We start from the raw sequence: 18,340 nt of genomic DNA on the forward strand, positions 1-18,340 counted from the left end.
AAATAATTGCCCAGCCGGCGTGGCTGGGCAATTTTCACGAGTGATAGGACTTAGCGGACTGGACCGGGCAGGTGAGCGCGCCAGCCGAGGACCGCGTTAACTAGGCAGCACAGTGCAAGCACGGCGCCAATGAGGAATAGGGTGGTAAAGCCGAGCAGCGGGGCGAGCGCGCTGAAGGCCATGGGGATAAAGAAGCCGGTGTAGGACACCGAGTAGTACACGGCGGTGAGGCCAGCGAGTTCTTCAGGGCGGGCGATGCGCTGGACCTCGGATAGACCGGCGACAAGGGCTAGGCCATATCCTGCACCCATGACGGCTGCGCCGGCGATACCGAGCGGCAGCGAACGGGTACTAGAGGCAACCGCACCGAGGATGGTGCCTACGGTGATAACTCCCATTGCCACCGCGGAAGCACGGGCGGACCGGCTGGTGTCAATGACCTTGCCGAGCATTTGGACGCCAACGCCGCAGCCCAAGGTGATAACAGTCATGAGGCCGGAGAAAGCAATGGGTGCTTCACTGGCAGACTTGGACAAAAGTTGGGGCAAGAGCGCGTAGGCGGCACCAGCGCAGCCGAAGACCCACGGTGCTACCGGCAAGACGATGCGCACGAAGCGGCGGTGGGCTGCGGAGGGAATGTGCAGCATGCGCAGCATGTCGCGGATGCTCAGGTCGAGGAAGGTATCTTTTACCGTGGCGCCACGTGGTGGGCGAGTCTCCGGGGTATTCATCAACCAGATGGCGGTGGCGACGGTGAGGAGAATGTGCAGGATATAGGCCAGATGGGTTGGCCACGGGCCCCATTGGGCCAGCACCGATGCGAGGCCAGCGCCGATGAGAAAGCCTAGGGTTAGGCACATCGAAGCGTGGCGCGGGCCAGCAGCGGGGTCGCCGCCGGCGCGGGTGATAAGCTCCGCCACCCACGTGGAGCCGACCGCCATGACGATGCCTAGAGCCAAGCCACACATGATGCGGCCCACGGCGATGACGAGGGGCTCATTCGGCGCGATGGAGAGTAGGAATGAACCCAGCAGTGATAGGGGTGCGGCAGGCAGCATTGTGGGGCGGCGCCCGATGTAGTCCGAAAGCGGGCCAGAGATGAGCAGCGCCGGCACGATGCCGAGCACATAAGCGGCTAGGAGCCCGTTGACAGTGACCTGCGAGAAGTGTGATTGCTCGCGGTACATAACTAGGAGAGGGGTGAACTCATTGCCGCCCCACGCCACGGCAACCATGCTGCCGGCGACGGGAAACCATGAGTGCTGGGCAAACTTTTCGGTCATAGTTGATTCCTTGAGTTGGTTAGGTGGGTGTCCAATGTGGAGAGGTAGGCGTCGAGGTCGCCGGTGCGGAGGGCATCGGCAAGCGTGCGGTGCTGGTCCACGAAGGTGCGGGCACGGGCCACATTGCGGCCAATGGCTGTGGCGGTAAAACGCTGTTGGCGCTCGCGCAACTGGTGTCCCAGTCCCGCCAGCAGGCTATTCGCCCCGCCATCCATGATGATCTGGTGGAAACGCGCATCAAGATGCGTATAGGCATGCAGGTCTGCGCCATCCAACGCCGTGTCTTGTTCCGCGATGGTCGCATCCAGCTGATCAGCAATGTCCGCGCGCTCGGCATCAGGCATGGCGCAGATTTTCTCAGCGCAGTGCCTATCTACGAGCAAGCGTGCTTCATAGACCTCGTGAATTTCCTGCGGGCTGATCGGCACGATGAGCGCACCCCGCCTGGGGTAGAGCTGTAGAAAGCCTTCGACCTCTAGGCGCAAAAAGGCCTCATGCATCGGGGTGCGGCTAATCCCCATCTCGGTAGCGAGTGAGGCCTCGGAAAGCATCTGCGAGGGCTCGAAGGAGCCGTCGATGATCTTCTCTTTGACGAAGTCATAGGCGCGCTCCGCGGCGGGCTGCATTCGTTCATTGGACATGCATCCATCTTGCATACAAGCTTGCATGCAAGCAAGCGTGAAGGTGTACTTTGTGGGGAACGAATCTAGTTAGGCAATCGTGTGACGTGGCACGTATCGGGGTCGAAGAGTAAGCCGTGGCCCATGCCGACCCAGCCGATGAAGGGGGCGTCGGCAAGCGTGTGCGGGGTGTGGACGTGCCCAAGGATCCAGGCATCGGCCTCGCAGGCCTGTAGCTGGTCTACAGAAAGTGGTAGGCAGGTGCCTTTAGAAAACTCACCGGTGACGGAAGAATGTAGGAGGCCGAGGACGGGGCCGTTGCTGCGGCGGGGAGGAAGCTGGAGGCGGCGCGGGTCCGGATCGGTGGCCACCGCTGCGGTTAGGACCGTGGTGTTTCCTATGCGAAAGGTATGCACCTGCGTGCCGTGGACTGTCACCTCGGGCGGGAAGTCCAGGTGGTGGTGGGTATCGTGGTTGCCGGAAATGAAGTGGACTTCGCTGAACAAAGTGACAGCATGGGCCATAACGGTGCGGGCCTGAGGCATAAACTCGGCCGAGTTAGCGTTGCGGTCAATGATATCGCCCAAGCACACGCACGCTGTGGCCCCTCTGTTGGCGGCAACCTCGAGTGCCTGCAGGGCCCAGTCCAAGCCGGGGGCGCCCGGGCGGCCTAGGTGCAGATCGGCAAAGACAAAAATGCTAGCGGGCATGTGCGGCCTTTCGGTTTTGCCACCACGTGATAGCTACCAAGACAATTGTGGACGTTCCGACACCGATGAGCGTCATAGCCATGGCCTCGGCACGGTGTCCTTGATCGAATTGGTTCATAATCCACGGAGCCAAGAGGTTGACCTGGCTGGGGCGAATGAGCGAGGACATGACCAGCTCGCGGATGCCTACGAAGAAGGCGAGGAGCCAGCCAGCGAAGATGCCAGGAGCAAGCAAGGGCAGGGTAATGCGCCCAAAAGTTTGCAGAGTTGAGGATCCCGAAATCGCGGCGGCCTCGTACATGGTGGGGGAGATAGACTCGGCTGAAGTCTTGATATTTTGAATGGTCATGGGCAAAAAGAGCACCGTAAAAGCCATGACCAGCATGCCCATCGTGCCGTAGGGAGACCAGGGCAGCCAAGGAGAGTTCCACAGCAAAATAAAGCCAATGGCCAGCACGATGCCCGGCACGGTATCGGGGGCGACGGCCAAGAAATCGCTCAGCTTTGCGCCTATGAAGCTTTGGCGGCGGGTGAGCACCGTGACGAGGACACCTAGTGCTACGGCAGCGGTGGCGCCAAGGGCACCCAAGCCGATGGAGCGAATCAGCGCTTCCTGTGCGGTGGGCATCTGCACAACGATGGAGAAGTAATCGAAGGTGAGGTTATTGAGCGTAGGTGGGGCCGAGCGCAGGATGGTCATCGCGGACAAAGTGATGGAAAGATAGGGAATGACCACCGAAGCCAAGAGGATGACTGCGGCAATGAGTGCGCCGAGGATAGAGCCGACTGGGCTGAGGCGGATGAGCACGGGGCGGCTTACACGTCCGCCGCCAGTGAGATCGTGGCGCGAAATCCACTGTTGGAATGCCCACGCAGCCACGCCAATGGCAAAGAGAACCGAAGAGGACGCGGCGGCGCTGGAAAAGTCGAGGGGGTCGATGGTGACGTCTTCATAAATAGAGGAGACGAGCACCTTGTATCCGATGGCATTGCCCAGCGTAACTGGGGTGCCAAACTCGCCGGCGGCCTTGATGAAGATGATGAGTGCACCAAGGGAATATGGCCCAATAACATTTGGGGCGATGATGCGCACGGCCTGTTGCCAGCGGCTCGCGCCGGCTACCTGGGCCATCTCCAACGTTGACGCTGGAATGCAATTCAGGCAGGTGCGCAGGATGAGATATAAGAAAGGGAAAAGCTCCACGGCCATGATGAAGGCCATGCCCCACACCGAGTAAATGACATCGTGGGCGAGTTTGCCAGCGCCGTGGCCGAGAAGCATCTCTGCGACACCACCGCGGCGGGTGAAATCCATCCACGCCATTGCCGCCGCAAAGGGCGGAGTCATAAACGGGATCATGACGGCGATCTCGATCCAGTTGGCCGAGCTAAAGCGCGTCCACGCACGTAGAAAAGCGAGCGGGGCGGCCATGAGCGTGGCAAAAGCCACGACCAGCACGGACAACAAGATGGTATTGCCAAGGATGTGCAGCATGCCCGGTTGGACAATGTTGCCTAGGGCTGAGGGCTCATCGTGGTAGCCCACGGCCGCGTTGACCAACACGGAAGCCAGTGGTGCGGCGACGAGGGCGAGCAAGATGAGAAGGACCCCGTATATCCCAAGGCGACGTCGGGGAGTGGTGGTGGAGCTCATTGGTTACTTCAAATAGCGCTTGGCAAAGGTTTCCTTGATGTCCTTGGACTGAGAAACCAGGCCATCGAGGTCATCGTTGAGGGTCTTAATCTCATCCAGCTTCGGGCCATTCTTTGGAGCGATGTCCTTATTGGCCGGAATCATGTTCTTGGAGGCGGAGATTTCTTGTGCCTCTTCGGAGAACATGAAGTCCACGAAGGCCTCTGCGGCTTCCTTGTTATCGGAGGACTTCAGGATCATGACTGGGCGCGGGGTGACCGTGGTACCGGAAGTAGGGATGGCGACCTCGAGCGGCTCACCCTTTTTCTGCGCGGAGTATGCGGAGTAGTCAACGCCGCCGAGGACGATGCCACGGGAACCGGAGGTGACCTGGTCGAGCGCTGGGCCATTGGCACCTTGGACGATCATGCCGTTGTCAAAGAGCTTGTCAAAGAGGTCCCAGGTCTTCTCCTCGCCCCATTGGTCCACCATGGCCGCGATGAGGTCGGCTGCGGTACCGGATTCGCGCGGGTCCGGCATGATGATTTGGTCTTTGTACTTCTCATCGGTGAGGTCCTCCCAGTCTTTCGGGGCCTCGTCCACGACGTTGGTGTTGGTTACCAGTGCTAGAGCCGAACCATCGCGGCCGGTAAACGTGCCGCTTTCCGACGCCCACTTTGACTCAATCTTGTCCGCTCCCTCCGGCGTGTACTTTTCAAGGGCGCCGGACTTGTCCTGCTTGCTAGCTGCCGCCCACGAGGCGAGGTAGACGACGTCAGCCTGCGGGTTTGCCTCCTCTGCCTTGAGCTTGGCGGTGATCTTTCCGGTGGTGTCGGCAAAAACATTGACGTGGACGTCGGTCTTTTCTTCGAAGGCCTCCACGAGGGCGTCGGTGAGACCCTGTGGGTTAGCGGAGTAGTAATCCACCTCGCCGGATAGACCTTCAGGCGCTTTCCACTTCTCAGCAGAAGAGGTGGACTCGTCGGTGGCGGTTTCGGTGCTGTCCTCAACGGACCCGCAACCGGTCAAGGCGAGCGCTCCAGCAGCGGTGGTAGCGATAACGGCAGTAAACTTTTTGGTGAACATGTGTGGCTCCTATGCAGAAAGAGAAGATGGATAGTTGAGGTGGACGGTCTCGCCGCGAGCGATGCGGCGCGGTGAATATGCCACCCACGGCTCCTCGGCCCCGGGAACATTGCAGCGCAACTCGTAGCGCCCACCGATGTAGTGAGCGCCAAGAACCTGCGCCTCGACCCGGCGCGGGGAGGCGCCGGTGTCCTCCTCCGCAGTGGTGACGGTGAGATTTTCTGGACGTACGCTGGGTAGCTGTGGGTGGCGGTTCATGGTGCCTACGAAGCCAGCGATGAAATCGGTGGCCGGCTGTTCGTAAAGGGTGACTGGATCCGCGAATTGTTCGATATGGCCCTGAGTCATAACTACGACGCGATCCGACATGGCAAGTGCCTCGGCTTGGTCGTGCGTGACGTAGATGACCGTCAGCCCCAGCTCCTGTGCCAGCTGGGTGAGCTCTGCGCGGATTTGCACGCGCAGCGCGGCGTCGAGGGCGGACAGCGGCTCATCCATAAGCAGGACATCTGGATTAGAAACCAACGCGCGGGCGATGGCAACGCGCTGCTGTTGGCCACCGGAAAGTTGGTTTGGCCGCGCCTTCGCTTTGGAAGCGATACCCACCATGTCCATGCAGGCTCGGACCTTCTCGGCCCGTTGGCCTGCCGCCACCTTATTGCCTGGGGTGGTCAGCGGAAACTCGATGTTCTTTTCCACCGTCATGTGTGGCCACAGTGCGAGGTCCTGGAAGACCATCGAAAGCCGGCGCTTATTGACGGCTACGTTGGTTCGTGGGCCAAATACCTCCATCTCTCCGAAGGAGATGGTTCCCGCGTCAGGCGTTTCTAATCCGGCTATGCAACGCAGCAGGGTGGACTTGCCGCAGCCGGAAGGTCCGAGAATAGAGACGAATTCACCGCGGTTGATGCTCAGATCGGTCTCGTGGAGGCCCGTATTATCGGCGAATTCGCGCTTAACGCCGCGCAAGATGACGTGGGGTGAGTCCATAATCAGCGAAATACTTTCTTCAAGAAATAACCTCGAAAAAGATAAGGCCGTAATATTGCATGTGGGTGACGTGAAGATGGAAGGGGATTAAAGCTTTAATTAACGGCACGCAAACACCCAGGAGTGCATGTAGAGGTACGCCTATTAGACTGGGCCGCATGCAACGCTGGGTTTTACATATCGACATGGACGCGTTTTTCGCCTCCGTCGAGCAGCTGACCCGGCCTACGCTGCGGGGGCGTCCGGTTTTGGTGGGCGGAACCAGCGGACGCGGCGTGGTGGCAGGCGCCTCCTACGAGGCGCGCGTGTACGGTGCGCATTCGGCCATGCCGATGTACCGCGCGCAGCAGCTCGTTGGGCTACGCGCGGTGGTGGTGCAGCCGCGCCGGGTGGTCTATTCGGCGGCCTCGCGCCGGGTATTCGACATCATCGCGCAACACGTGGAAGTCATCGAGCAACTTTCCATCGATGAGGCCTTTATGGAACCCGCCGCCCTACAAGGCGCGAGCGCGGATGAGGTCAAGCGCTGGGCGGATGAATTGCGCGCGCTCATCCGTAAGGAAACGGGGCTGCCGTGCTCCATCGGTGCGGGTTCGGGTAAGCAATTTGCCAAGATTGGCTCAGGCGAGGCGAAACCCGATGGCACCTTCGTAATCCCGGCCGAGCGCCAGCTTGAAATGCTGCACCCGCTTGCGGTGAACAAGCTATGGGGAGTCGGCCCAGTGACCGGCGCGAAGCTGAATTCCATTGGGGTGGAAACCATTGGACAGCTCGCGGCGATGACGCGCAAGGAAGTGGAGATTTCTATCGGCAGCGTGGTAGGTCTGCAGCTGTGGCAGCTGGCCCGCGGTATTGATGACCGAGAGGTAGCGCCGCGCGCTATTTCTAAGCAGATTTCTACCGAGCACACCTACCCGAAGGATTTGCTAACCGTGCCGGAGGTCGATGCAGCTATAGCCCGCGCGGCGGAGGGCGCACACCGCCGGCTGCTCAAGGACGGGCGTGGCGCACGCACCGTGACGGTGAAGCTGCGCATGGCGGACTTTCACATCGAGTCGCGCTCAACTACCTTGCCGTACGCGACTGACGACGCCGCCGTGCTCACCGCCGCCGCCTTCAAGCTCGCCCGCTATCCCGATGAGCTCGGGCCCATTCGCCTAGTGGGAGTGAGCTATTCCGGGTTAGAAACCGCCCGCCAAGACGTGCTCTTCCCGGAACTGGACCGTGAAATCGTGCGGCCCGCGCCGGCAGATACGGACTATGAAACCGGAGTGAGCGACGACGTTGCGCCGCCAGTACCGACACCGACGGTGACGGTGGAAGAAGAAACCGATAGCCAGTGGCACGCAACGCAAGACGTATTCCACCCCGAATACGGCCACGGCTGGATTCAGGGCGTCGGGCATGGGGTAGTGAGCGTGCGCTTTGAAACCCGTGCCACGGGGCCCGGCCGTACCAAGTCATTCGCGGCCGATGAACCCGCGCTCGCGCCGGCGGATCCGCTCGACTCGCTTGATTGGCAGGATTGGCTCACCACCGAAGACTAAGCATTTACTGTCGGAATAGCTCAGCTGGGTCGGTGCCAGTGGCCAGTGCCGCTGCCAGCAGGATTCGCGCCTGGCTCGGGCGGAAAGACCCGGCGTTAATAGCGCCCAGTTTCCCAAGGCTCGCGCCACCGCCGTCGCCGCCGTAGGCCAGCGCTGTTGGGCCGTAGGGCGTGCGGGTAGAAATGACGACGGGGAGGCCGGCGCGGAGGGCGTCGGCAAGCGCGCGGCCCATGTCCTCGCCCATATTGCCCGAGCCCATGGCCTCGATAATGAGGCCGCTGGCAGGGGAATTGGCGGCAGCATCAACCAGCAGGCGGCCAGCTCCCGGATAGGCTGGGATGATCTCCACTGGGTGCGGCGCCAGCGGGGCAGGAGCTAGGCGCGGCGTGGTGCCAGGGATACCCAGAGACTCGAATCCGCGCAGGTCACTAGTGTGCCGCTTGCGCGCACCGCGCGCCGGAATGCTCGCACCGCCAAAGCAGATAAACACCCCGGCGCGCCCGCTGGCTGCAAGATCGCGGGCATCGCGCAGGTTGCTAGGGCCGTCCGCCGCGGGGTGATCGTAGGAACGCTGCGCCCCCGTGAGCACGATGGGCTTTGCACCGCTACAGAAAATCTCCAGTGCCAACGCGGTCTCTTCCATCGAGTCGGTGCCATGGGTGATGATTACACCGTCGATGTCCTCCCGCGACGTTTGGGCGTTAACCACCGCGATGAGCTCATCGAGGTCCGCCAAAGTGATAGAGGAGGAGTCGAGTTGCCGAAACTCCACTACCTCGGCGTCGATATCGGCGGCTAGGGTCGCGCCGGAGACGGTGGGAACAAGGGAACCATCGGCTGTGGTGGTACACGCTATTGTGCCGCCGGTGGCGATCAAAGCAATTCGGGTCATGTACCTAAGGTTAAAGAAATCTGCGTCCACGCGGCGGGCGCAATCCGGAAAAGGGTGGTGCAGCTGTAAACTGATGGGAGTTTGGAACCCACACGTGAGGAGTTAGAATTGAAATTCCGCAAGTTTAGTGCCGCGTGCCTCGCACTGACCGCGGCTACCGCCCTGGCCGCCTGCTCTTCCGACGATGAGCAGGACAATTCCGCCGCCGCCAACACCGAGGCAAAGGAATCCGCTTCCTCGGACGGCGATTCCGCCGCCCCCGCGCTGCCGTCCCCGGCTGACCTAAACGCAATTTTGGCCAAGGCCACCGACCCCAATGCCTCCGAGCAAGAAAAGACCTCCACCGTGCAAGGCGGCGAGACCGCGCCGGAAATCTTTGACACCATGGCAAAATCCAAGGCGGAGTCCGGCGCCGAGTTTGAGGTCGTGGATCCCGTACTGCCGGGCTATGACCCGCAGTCCGTGCTTACCACCGTGAACTTCACCACCGCTGACGGCCAGCAGCAGACCGCAGAACAGGTGGAGTTTGTGTATGAAAATGGCACCTGGAAGCTTTCCAAGGCTTGGGCTTGCACGCTTATTCAAAATACGGTGCCGCCAGAGCAGGTTCCAGAAATGTGTGCGGACACTGGCGCCGGTGCCTCCGCACCTGCCCCGGCTCCGGCCGAGGGCGACGGTGCACCCGCGGAAGGCGATGCCCCCGCTGCCGGTGCCGAGCAGGCCCCGGCAGAGGCTCCTGTAGAAGCCCCGGCCGAGTAACTAGGAAAAGTTCAGCTCCGTCAGGCTCGACTGCACCACGCGCAGCTCCGAGCCGGCGGCACCATAAATGACCTTAGTGTCGAAAGACACGTCACCGTCTACGGGCAGCGGCTTGCTCAAATCCACCGTGATGCTGCCCTTGGACTTGGTGCTGGAATCTAAAACCTTGAGCTCTTTGTTCTCCAGCTCCGTGCCCTGGGCCTGGCCTGCAAAGGACAGTGCGCCTAGCGAGGGCCGCTGTTCTACCTCTACGTTTAGTTTCACTCGGTCGCCATCGATGGAATCGACCGTATAGCGCGTGGTCTGCAGCAGGGTAGACTCGCCGGTCACACGCGAATCCACCGACCAGCTCGCGCCCTTGCCCACCTCCTCGGTAGGGAAAACTACGGGTAGGGCCGTCAGCTTCATAATCGCCTGTTCGACGGAGCCGCGGGCATCATCCGTGGCATTCTGGGGCGCAGCTAGGCGCAGCGAATTCATCTGGCCGGTGTCCTGGCCACGCCAACCGAATTGGAATCCCTCCGCCGAGGAGACGTCTTTATCTCCGGTAGATTCTGGAGTTCCGGCCGTGACGAAGGCATTGCGGCTGGCTGGTAGCTGGTCTTCGACGTCCTCGCTGGCCTTTTCTACCTTGGCCGATAACGGCAGGGTAGTAGTGGTGGAATCGACGTCGGCGGCCTGAAACTTCTCAGCTGCGGACTTTTTGAGCAGGTCCTGCGCAAAGCCCTCGGTAACGCGGTAGTTTAGGTCCTGCGTGGAGTCGATATCGCGGTATTCCAGGAGTTTTTTCTCTCCGGTTCCGGGATTATCCACGGTGACGCGCGGGGCGTCGATGGTCAGGCCTACGGGTTGTTCCACCGCCGGGCCTGGCTTTTCAGAGGAACACGCCGTAAGCGCTACGGCGGCTGTGGTCAGGGCTGCAAAAACTTTGACTCGAAACACGCTTACCAAAATACCGGACGCTCCCGTTTAGAATAGACCGGGTGAGTCAAAAACGAAGGAGCAAGACAGGACTTATCGCCGCAGTAGTCATTGCCGTGGCGCTGGTGGATCAAGCCGTGAAGCAGGTAATGCTCTCCATCCTTAACGAGGGCGAACCCCTGCCGGTGATTGGGGACTGGTTCCGTTTTACGCTGCTTTTTAATCCTGGTGCCGCCTTTTCCATGGGCGGGGAGGGATCTACGTGGCTGTTTACTACCATCCAATTGGTCTTTGTGCTCGGCGTGGCCGTAGCCGCCCCGCGCATTACCCACTCCGGTCAGGCAGTAGGCCTAGCGCTCATTGCTGGCGGTGCGCTGGGTAATTTTGCCGACCGCATCTTCCGCGCCCCCGGCTTCTGGTTCGGGCACGTGGTGGACTATATTTCGGTTGGCTCTTTCGCCGTGTTCAATATCGCAGATGCGGCTATCACCTGCGGAGTGGTGCTTTTCATTATCACCATGGTGCTGGAGGAAAGGAAGGCCGAGCATGAATAGGCAGATGCGCAGCTTCCCCATCCCCGAAGGGCTAGAAGGCATGCGTGCCGACGCCGCCCTGGCCAAGCTCCTTGGCCTCTCCCGCAGCGCCACCGCGCAGCTATGTGCCGAAGGCAGCGTCACCATCGATTCCCAAGAATTGGGCAAATCCGAGCGTTTGACCTCCGGCAACGTGGTTTCCGTGCTTTTACCTGAGCCAGAAAAGCCGCTGTTGCCGCGCGAAGAGCTCGTGGAAGGCATGGACGTGCTCTACAGCGATGCCGATATCATCTGCGTGCATAAGCCGGTGGGCGTGGCCGCGCATCCGAGCGTGGGGTGGGACGGGCCAACGGTCATCGGCGGGCTGCGCGCAGCCGGCTATACGGTGGCTTCTTCCGGGCCGACTGAGCGCCAGGGAATCGTGCACCGCCTCGATGTGGGTACGTCTGGGGTGATGGTCGTGGCTTCCTCGGAGCGCGCTTACTCTGCGCTCAAGCATGCCTTTAAGTACCGCAGCGTGAAAAAGACCTACCACGCCGTGGTCCAAGGCCTACCAGATCCCATTGAGGGCACCATCGATGCCCCCATCGGCCGCCACCCCAAGTCGGGCTGGAAATTCGCCGTGCTTGATGACGGCAAAGCGGCCGTTACCCACTACAGCCTTATCGAGGCCTTCCGCGAGGCCAGCCTCATCGAGGTGCACCTAGAGACCGGCCGTACCCACCAAATCCGCGTCCACATGTCTGCCACCGGCCACCCGTGCGTGGGCGATCCCATGTACGGCTCCGATCCGAACCTGGCCAAGCGCCTTGGACTCGAGCGGCAGTGGCTCCACGCGGTAAAACTCGGCTTTACCCACCCCGGCACCAGCAAATGGTTTGAGATTCAGGCACCGTATCCAGCCGATCTTGACCATGCCTTGGAGGTGCTGCGGGGATGAGGGAGGTCTACCGGCGGCGTCGGCTAGCGGCGTTGGCGGTGCTCGCGGTGCTTTTTCTGGCGGCGCTGGCTCTCTGCGGCGCGTTGGGGACCCAGGCTACCTCGCAGGTGCAAGGAGACCAGCTGGGCCCCGATGGGGAATCGCGCGGGGAGTATATTGCGCGCGTGGCGGGCAGCGACATTCCCAATGAGCCTGCCTACGCCCTGGTTACCTTTGACGAGGAACTACCGCCCGTAGCCGCCGCGGCCGCCGTTGCAGCGGCCCCGCGCATGGATGCCATCCTTATTGGCTCCACCGCCCCCATCGACGTCCCCGAACCGAGAGCTGGTGAGGACCGTGCCGGCGTCATCCAGCGCGCCTTCGACCGCATCGATGCTTCCTATGGGCAGCGGCCCAGCGCGGTTAGCGCAGTTGTGGTGTGGGGATCGGGCGCTCAGCTTGCCGACGTCGCCTCCACCCCCTCCGTTGCCGCCGTCGAACCCGCGCCTGCCGACGCCGCCTGGGGCAGCTTCGCCATCCGCCCTCCCAGCTAATTTCGCCTTCTGTGCTCCCGCAGCGCGCAGTGCCCCCGCAGCGCTTTTAGCATCAGGGGCATGGAACATATTCGGGCCTATATCGCGGCACTGAACTCGGCAATGGATATCCTCGCCGAGGCCGCCTCCGTTTCTGCTGCCGACCTTGCCGCCGCCGGCATGCCCGATGCCGCAGCGGACTCTATTGCGCAGCTCGCGCAGGTCTACTTCGGCCCCACCAGCTTTCGCCGCCGCCAACGGCGCGCGGTGGATGGGGCGCGTCTTAACAGGCATTCACTGCCGACGCTGGAGGTCATCGAAAAGCATGCGCGTCGCGCGCCCACCCAAGCTCGCGCCTGGGCCCTGCGCGCCGAGCTCACCCACCTTGCCTGCGATACGCGGGAGATGGAAAGGCGTGCCCGCACCAAGCTGCGCAGGATGCGCGCGCCACGCGAGCACAAGCCTGGCGTGCGGCTGCGGCGCCGCGCCGCCGGAAAGCCGTGGACGCTTTCTATCACCGGTCCTTCCGCGCTCATTGCGGAACTTCACCAGCATGCCGGCTCGCTTGCCGACGTCGCCTCCCTCTTCCGCACCGGTGCCTCTACCACTACCGTGCGCACTAATGTTGTGGTGCCACTAGATAAATTGGTCGGCGTGGCCCATGGCAGTGATGATGTGGTGCTGACTATGACCAACGGCGCGCAGATAACCGGTGCCGAATTGGCCCAGCGCGCGCTGGCAGAGGAGGGGTTTGTCACCCTGCTGCATCCCGTGGAAGGTCCGGTGAATCTGTACCGCATGCGCCGCGGGGCGACCTGGAAGCAGTTTATGATGGCTGCGGCGGAAAACCCCACCTGCCCGGTTAAGGGCTGCCACAAGCCTGCCGATGAGTGCCAAGTCCACCACATATTCAGCTGGGCCGGCGGCGGGTGGACGAACGCGAAGAACCTCACCACCGCCTGCGCTTATCACAATGGCCGCAATGACGATCATCGCACCGGCCCGCCGCGCAACGGCCGCTTCGAGCGCACGGCCCGCGGCGTGCGCTGGGTCAACCCCTGGGAAGAGCCCCCGCCGGATCTGGTTGACACTAGCCCTACCTAGGTAGGCTAGACCTATGTTCTCGCAGCAGCCTTTTTCGCAGTGGATGCCCAACTACAAGTTTGCTTATATCGCCGCCTGGGTTGCGGCGGTGGTCTCCGGCATCGCACTGCTTATTGGCCTCGTTTCCGGCGGCACCCCGATGACGCTGGTGTTTTCGGGGATCGTGTGTGCCTATGGCATCTTCCTTATCGCAGTGATGCCCCGCTGGGCACTAAAAGCGGAGGAAGAGCAGGCCGCACGACGCCGTGCTCGCGCTGCCCGCGAGGAACTCAAGCGCTCCTAGCCATGCGCACTAGGTCGACCACGTAGATTGCTACGGCTAAGCCGATGATGCCGAAACCGATCCACCGGTGGGTCGAAAAGTGCTCGTGGGTGACGAAAAGCGCCCATAGCATTTGCATGATGGGGGTGAGGTATTGGAGCATGCCGATCGTCGATAAGCGTAGCGTCCGCGCGCCCTCTGCAAAGCAAAGAAGCGGCAGTGCGGTGATTAAGCCGGCGCTCACCAAAAGCAGCGCGTGGCCGGTTCCTTCGCTAGCGAAGGTGCCCTGGCCGCTACTTTCTAGCCACAGGATGTAGCCCACCGCTAGTGGTGACATCACGAGCGCCTCCGCTGCCACCGAGACGGCCGAGGATACCCGCACCTGCTTTTTGAGCAGCCCATAAATCCCGAAGCTGAAGGCCAATAACAGCGAAATATAGGGCGCCTGGCCGGTAAAGAATGTCAAATACAGCACCGCGATGGCCGCAACCCCCACCGCGCCGGCCTGCCACGGCCGCAGCCGCTCTTTCAAAAACACCATGCCGAGGGCAACTGATACGAGGGGATTGATGAAGTACCCCAGCGCCGCATCGGCTACGTGGTTGCTATTAATCGCTACCACGTAGGTGCCCCAATTGGCCGTGATAAATACTCCCGCGGCCGCGAGCCAGCCCCACGTGCGCTTGTCCATGCGCACTAACTCGCGCCATCGGCCGGCGAGGCACAAAAATCCCGTGACCAACACCGCGGTCCACAGCACGCGGTGGGCGAAGATTTCTAAAGGCGATGCCGGCAACAAGAGAGGGAAGAACGCGGGGAAAAATCCCCACATGATGTAGGCGGCCAGCGTGTAGAGCATCACAAAATAATAGCCCATTTTGACCGCCCCGCTATGATGAGCCGCATGGCCAAAAACTCCTCCTTCGTCCACCTGCACAACCACACCGAGTTTTCCATGCTGGACGGCATGGCCAAGGTCGATATGCTGGCAGACGAGGTGGTCCGCCAGAAAATGCCGGCCGTAGGCATGACCGACCACGGCAATATGTACGGCTCCGATGCCTTCTACCGCCGCATGACCGGCGCCGGTATCAAGCCCATTATCGGCATCGAGGCGTATATGGCACCGGAGTCTCGCTTCAATAAAAAGCGCGTGCTGTGGGGCACACCGGACCAAAAGCGCGACGATGTTTCCGCTTCCGGCGCCTACCTCCACCAGACAATGATTGCGGAAAACGCGACCGGCCTGCGCAACCTTTTTACCCTGTCCTCGTTGGCCTCCTATGAGGGCCAGCTGGGCAAGTGGCCGCGCATGGATGCTGAGCTCATCGCGGAGCATGCTGACGGCATCATTGCCACCACCGGCTGTCCTTCGGGCGATGTCCAGACCCGACTGCGCCTAGGCCAGTTCAATGAGGCGCTTGAGGCTGCGGCCATGTGGCAAGACATCTACGGCAAAGATAACTTCTTTTTGGAGTTGATGGACCATGGGCTGGACATCGAAAAGCGCACGCGCGATGGCCTATTAGAGATCGGCCGCAAGCTGGACCTGCCGCCGCTGGTGACCAACGACTGCCACTACGTTTTGGAATCCCAGGCGCCGGCGCACGAGGCGATGTTGTGCGTGCAGACCGGCAAGACCTTTATGGACCCTGATCGCTTCAAGTTCGGCGGCACCGGCTACTACATTAAATCGGCCGCGCAGATGCGCGAGACCTGGGACGATATGATTCCAGATGGCTGCGATAACACGCTGTGGATTGCCGAGCGTGTACAAGACTATGGCGAGATTTGGGAAGAGCACACCCACGATCGCATGCCTATTGCCGACGTCCCCGAGGGCCACACCCCAACTTCCTGGCTCACCCACGAGGTTATGGAGGGCCTGCAAGCTCGCTTCCCCGGTCAGGATGTTCCGGAGGAGTACATCGAGCGCGCGAAGTATGAGATTTCCGTTATTGAGATGAAGGGATACCCGTCCTACTTCCTTATCGTGGCCGAGCTCATCAAGCACGCGCGCTCGGTGGGCATTCGTGTGGGGCCAGGCCGTGGTTCGGCGGCCGGCGCGCTTGTCGCTTACGCGCTGACCATTACCAATATCGACCCCCTGGAACATGATCTCCTCTTCGAGCGATTCTTGAATCCCGAGCGCCCGTCCGCCCCCGATATCGATATCGACTTCGATGACCGCCGCCGCGGCGAAATGATCACCTACGCGGCCGAGCGCTGGGGCGAGGACAAGGTGGCGCAGGTGATTACCTTCGGCACGGTGAAGACGAAGCAGGCCATTAAAGACTCCGCCAAGGTGCACTTTGGCCAGCCTGGCTTCCAGATGGCCGACCGCATCAACGCGGCGTTGCCACCTGCGATCATGGCCAAGGATATTCCGCTTAGGGGCATCACGGACCCGGATCACGAGCGCTATTCTGAGGCCACCGAGGTTCGCCAGATGGTGGAATCCGACCCGGATGTGAAAAAGATTTATGACACGGCTAGGGGCTTGGAAGGCGTCGTCAGGCAGGCGGGCGTGCACGCCTGTGCGGTGATTATGGCCTCGGTCCGCCTCATGGACCACATCCCCATGTGGAAGCGCCCGGCCGACGGCGCCTACATTACTGGTTGGGACTACCCGGCGTGTGAGGCCATCGGCCTGCTGAAGATGGACTTCTTGGGCCTGCGTAACCTCACCGTTATCGGCGATGCCATCGAAAACATCAAGCGCAACCGCGGCGAAGAAATCCACCTGGAGCAGCTGCATGCCGACGACCCCAAAGTCTCCAAGGTCTATGACCTGCTCTCGCGCGGCGATACGCTGGGCGTCTTCCAGCTCGACTCCGGTGGTATGCAAGAGCTGCTCAAGCGCATGAAGCCTACCGGCTTTAAAGATATTGTGGCATCCCTTGCGCTCTACCGCCCGGGACCGATGGGTGTGAACGCCCACTGGGACTATGCGGACCGCAAGAACGGCCGGAAGGAAATCACCCCGATTCACCCGGAGCTAGAAGAGCCGCTGAAGGAAATCCTGGATGAGACCTACGGCCTCATCGTCTACCAGGAGCAGATCATGCGTATCTCGCAGAAGGTCGCCAACTACACGGCCGGCGAGGCAGATGGCTTCCGTAAGGCGATGGGTAAGAAAAAGCCCGAAGTGTTGGCCCAGCAGTACGACAAGTTCTGGGGCGGCATGCAAGAAAACGGCTATTCAAAGTCCGCCATGGATGCGCTTTGGGGCACCATCGAGCCCTTCGCGTCCTACGCGTTTAATAAGTCCCACGCCGCGGGCTATGGCCTGGTGTCTTTCTGGACGGCCTACCTCAAGGCCTACTACGCACCGGAATACATGGCCGCGCTGTTGACCTCGGTGGGCGATAAGAAAGACAAGTCTGCCATCTACCTTTCGGACTGCCGCCACCTGGGCATTAAGGTGCTCCCGCCTTCCGTCAACGAATCCGAAGAAGACTTCCAGGCGGTGGGAGAGGATATCCGCTTCGGCATGGGCGCTATCCGCAACGTCGGCTCGGAAGTGGTGGAATCCATCATTAAGTCGCGCCACGACAAGGGCGCGTTTACCTCGTTTGGTGACTACCTGGACAAGATCGAGCTGACCGCCTGCACTAAGCGCGTAACAGAAGCGCTCATCAAGGCCGGTGCCTTCGATGACTTGAACCACCCGCGCAAGGGTCTCATGCTCATTCATGAAGACGCGGTGGATGCGGTGCAAACCACCAAGAAGGCCGCGGATAAGGGCCAGTTCGATCTTTTCGCCGGAATCGGCGGAGGAGAAGATAACGAGGTCGCAAATGCCTTTGCCATGGATATCCCAGAAGATGAGTGGGACCGAAAACACGAGCTTGCCCTCGAACGCGAGATGCTTGGCTTGTACGTGTCCGGCCACCCGCTCGATGGCTTCGAAGAGGCGCTGGCCGCGCAAACGGATACCCCGCTGACTAAGATCCTCAACGATGAGGTGCGCAACGGCCAAGAGCTCATCATCGGTGGCATCATCTCGGGCGTGGACCGCCGCTTCTCCAAGCGCGATGGCTCCCCATGGGCCATTGTCACGGTGGAAGACCACAACGGCGCGCAGGTGGAAATCTTGGTATTCAACAAGGTCTACTCTCTCGTCGCCCCGCAGATTGTGGAGGACAACATCATCTTGGCACGCGTGAACGTCAAGATTCGTGATGAGCGGCGTTCCCTGTTCTGCTCCGATATTCGCGTCCCAGACCTCGGCCCGGGCGGGGGTGCGGGCCTGCCGCTGCGCCTGACTATGCGCACGGACCAGTGCACCATGGAAAATATTGCCCGGCTCAAGCAGGTTCTGCTCAAAAACCAGGGCGAGTCGGACGTGTATCTCGAGCTTGTCGACGGCTCCGAGTCCACCACCATGATCCTCGGCGACCACCTGCGCGTGGAACGCTCCGGCAACCTCATGGGCGATCTCAAAGCCACTATGGGCGCGGGCATCTTAGGCTGAATCTAATTTCGGTGGCCGGCGACCCCCTCCACTAATATAGACAGCACAGTCTATTTTGATGGAGGAAACCT

The 18,340-nt window shown here is 61.1% G+C and carries 17 protein-coding genes; 8 read left to right on the forward strand and 9 right to left on the reverse strand.

Annotated features, from left to right (window positions below; all coding sequences use genetic code 11):
- Nucleotides 1-50 precede the first annotated feature (50 nt).
- From I6I12_RS04780 to I6I12_RS04805, 6 genes are all read right to left on the reverse strand, one after another.
- On the reverse strand, nt 51-1,283 hold the full coding sequence (locus I6I12_RS04780; protein WP_023021214.1) for an MFS transporter: 1,233 nt from the start codon (nt 1,281-1,283) through the stop codon (nt 51-53).
- Nucleotides 1,280-1,924, reverse strand: a complete 645-nt coding sequence (locus tag I6I12_RS04785; protein ID WP_200288874.1) for a GntR family transcriptional regulator — start codon at nt 1,922-1,924, stop codon at nt 1,280-1,282. The genes I6I12_RS04780 and I6I12_RS04785 overlap by 4 nt, the downstream gene beginning before the upstream one ends.
- 65 nt (nt 1,925-1,989) lie before the next feature.
- Nucleotides 1,990-2,613, reverse strand: a complete 624-nt coding sequence (locus tag I6I12_RS04790; protein ID WP_200288875.1) for a metallophosphoesterase — start codon at nt 2,611-2,613, stop codon at nt 1,990-1,992.
- Nucleotides 2,603-4,267, reverse strand: coding sequence for an ABC transporter permease (locus tag I6I12_RS04795; protein WP_200288876.1), 1,665 nt, complete (start codon nt 4,265-4,267; stop codon nt 2,603-2,605). The genes I6I12_RS04790 and I6I12_RS04795 overlap by 11 nt, the downstream gene beginning before the upstream one ends.
- A 3-nt stretch (nt 4,268-4,270) precedes the next feature.
- On the reverse strand, nt 4,271-5,332 hold the full coding sequence (locus I6I12_RS04800; RefSeq protein WP_200288877.1) for an ABC transporter substrate-binding protein: 1,062 nt from the start codon (nt 5,330-5,332) through the stop codon (nt 4,271-4,273).
- Between the two features lie 9 nt (nt 5,333-5,341).
- Complete coding sequence (locus tag I6I12_RS04805) at nt 5,342-6,322, reverse strand: ABC transporter ATP-binding protein (protein ID WP_200288878.1); 981 nt, start codon at nt 6,320-6,322, stop codon at nt 5,342-5,344.
- A gap of 158 nt (nt 6,323-6,480) precedes the next feature.
- Between I6I12_RS04805 and I6I12_RS04810 the strand changes: the two genes are divergently transcribed.
- Nucleotides 6,481-7,869 (forward strand): DNA polymerase IV, encoded by a 1,389-nt coding sequence (locus I6I12_RS04810; RefSeq protein ID WP_200288879.1) that lies wholly within the window; start codon nt 6,481-6,483, stop codon nt 7,867-7,869.
- 4 nt (nt 7,870-7,873) lie between these two features.
- Here the strand turns inward: I6I12_RS04810 and I6I12_RS04815 are convergent, their stop codons facing one another.
- On the reverse strand, nt 7,874-8,761 hold the full coding sequence (locus tag I6I12_RS04815; protein ID WP_200288880.1) for an asparaginase: 888 nt from the start codon (nt 8,759-8,761) through the stop codon (nt 7,874-7,876).
- A 108-nt stretch (nt 8,762-8,869) separates the two neighbouring features.
- Between I6I12_RS04815 and I6I12_RS04820 the strand changes: the two genes are divergently transcribed.
- Nucleotides 8,870-9,520, forward strand: a complete 651-nt coding sequence (locus tag I6I12_RS04820; RefSeq protein ID WP_200288881.1) for a WKL family lipoprotein — start codon at nt 8,870-8,872, stop codon at nt 9,518-9,520.
- Here I6I12_RS04820 and I6I12_RS04825 read toward each other — a convergent pair whose 3' ends face one another.
- A complete protein-coding gene (locus I6I12_RS04825; protein WP_200288882.1) occupies nt 9,521-10,462 on the reverse strand; it encodes a hypothetical protein in 942 nt (313 codons plus the stop codon).
- A gap of 41 nt (nt 10,463-10,503) precedes the next feature.
- Between I6I12_RS04825 and lspA the strand changes: the two genes are divergently transcribed.
- Genes lspA through I6I12_RS04850 form a run of 5 tightly spaced genes read left to right on the forward strand, consistent with a single transcriptional unit; the run spans nt 10,504 to nt 13,813 of the window.
- Complete coding sequence (gene lspA / locus I6I12_RS04830) at nt 10,504-10,995, forward strand: signal peptidase II (RefSeq protein ID WP_034655419.1); 492 nt, start codon at nt 10,504-10,506, stop codon at nt 10,993-10,995.
- Nucleotides 10,988-11,914: an RluA family pseudouridine synthase gene (locus I6I12_RS04835; protein ID WP_086587410.1), complete on the forward strand. Its 927-nt coding sequence runs from the start codon at nt 10,988-10,990 to the stop codon at nt 11,912-11,914. The genes lspA and I6I12_RS04835 overlap by 8 nt, the downstream gene beginning before the upstream one ends.
- Complete coding sequence (locus tag I6I12_RS04840) at nt 11,911-12,447, forward strand: hypothetical protein (RefSeq protein ID WP_200288883.1); 537 nt, start codon at nt 11,911-11,913, stop codon at nt 12,445-12,447. The genes I6I12_RS04835 and I6I12_RS04840 overlap by 4 nt, the downstream gene beginning before the upstream one ends.
- A 60-nt stretch (nt 12,448-12,507) precedes the next feature.
- A complete protein-coding gene (locus I6I12_RS04845; protein ID WP_200288884.1) occupies nt 12,508-13,530 on the forward strand; it encodes an HNH endonuclease signature motif containing protein in 1,023 nt (340 codons plus the stop codon).
- Nucleotides 13,531-13,543: 13 nt separating this feature from the next.
- Complete coding sequence (locus I6I12_RS04850) at nt 13,544-13,813, forward strand: hypothetical protein (RefSeq protein ID WP_023021226.1); 270 nt, start codon at nt 13,544-13,546, stop codon at nt 13,811-13,813.
- On the opposite strand, the gene rarD is transcribed toward I6I12_RS04850, so the two are convergent.
- Complete coding sequence (rarD, locus tag I6I12_RS04855) at nt 13,800-14,669, reverse strand: EamA family transporter RarD (RefSeq protein WP_234288175.1); 870 nt, start codon at nt 14,667-14,669, stop codon at nt 13,800-13,802. The genes I6I12_RS04850 and rarD overlap by 14 nt on opposite strands.
- 27 nt (nt 14,670-14,696) lie before the next feature.
- Here rarD and dnaE point away from each other — a divergent pair, with 27 nt between their 5' ends.
- Nucleotides 14,697-18,269 (forward strand): DNA polymerase III subunit alpha, encoded by a 3,573-nt coding sequence (gene dnaE / locus I6I12_RS04860; RefSeq protein WP_023021228.1) that lies wholly within the window; start codon nt 14,697-14,699, stop codon nt 18,267-18,269.
- Nucleotides 18,270-18,340 lie beyond the last annotated feature (71 nt).

The organism is Corynebacterium kefirresidentii, from assembly GCF_016599755.1.
Classification (GTDB): domain Bacteria; phylum Actinomycetota; class Actinomycetes; order Mycobacteriales; family Mycobacteriaceae; genus Corynebacterium; species Corynebacterium kefirresidentii.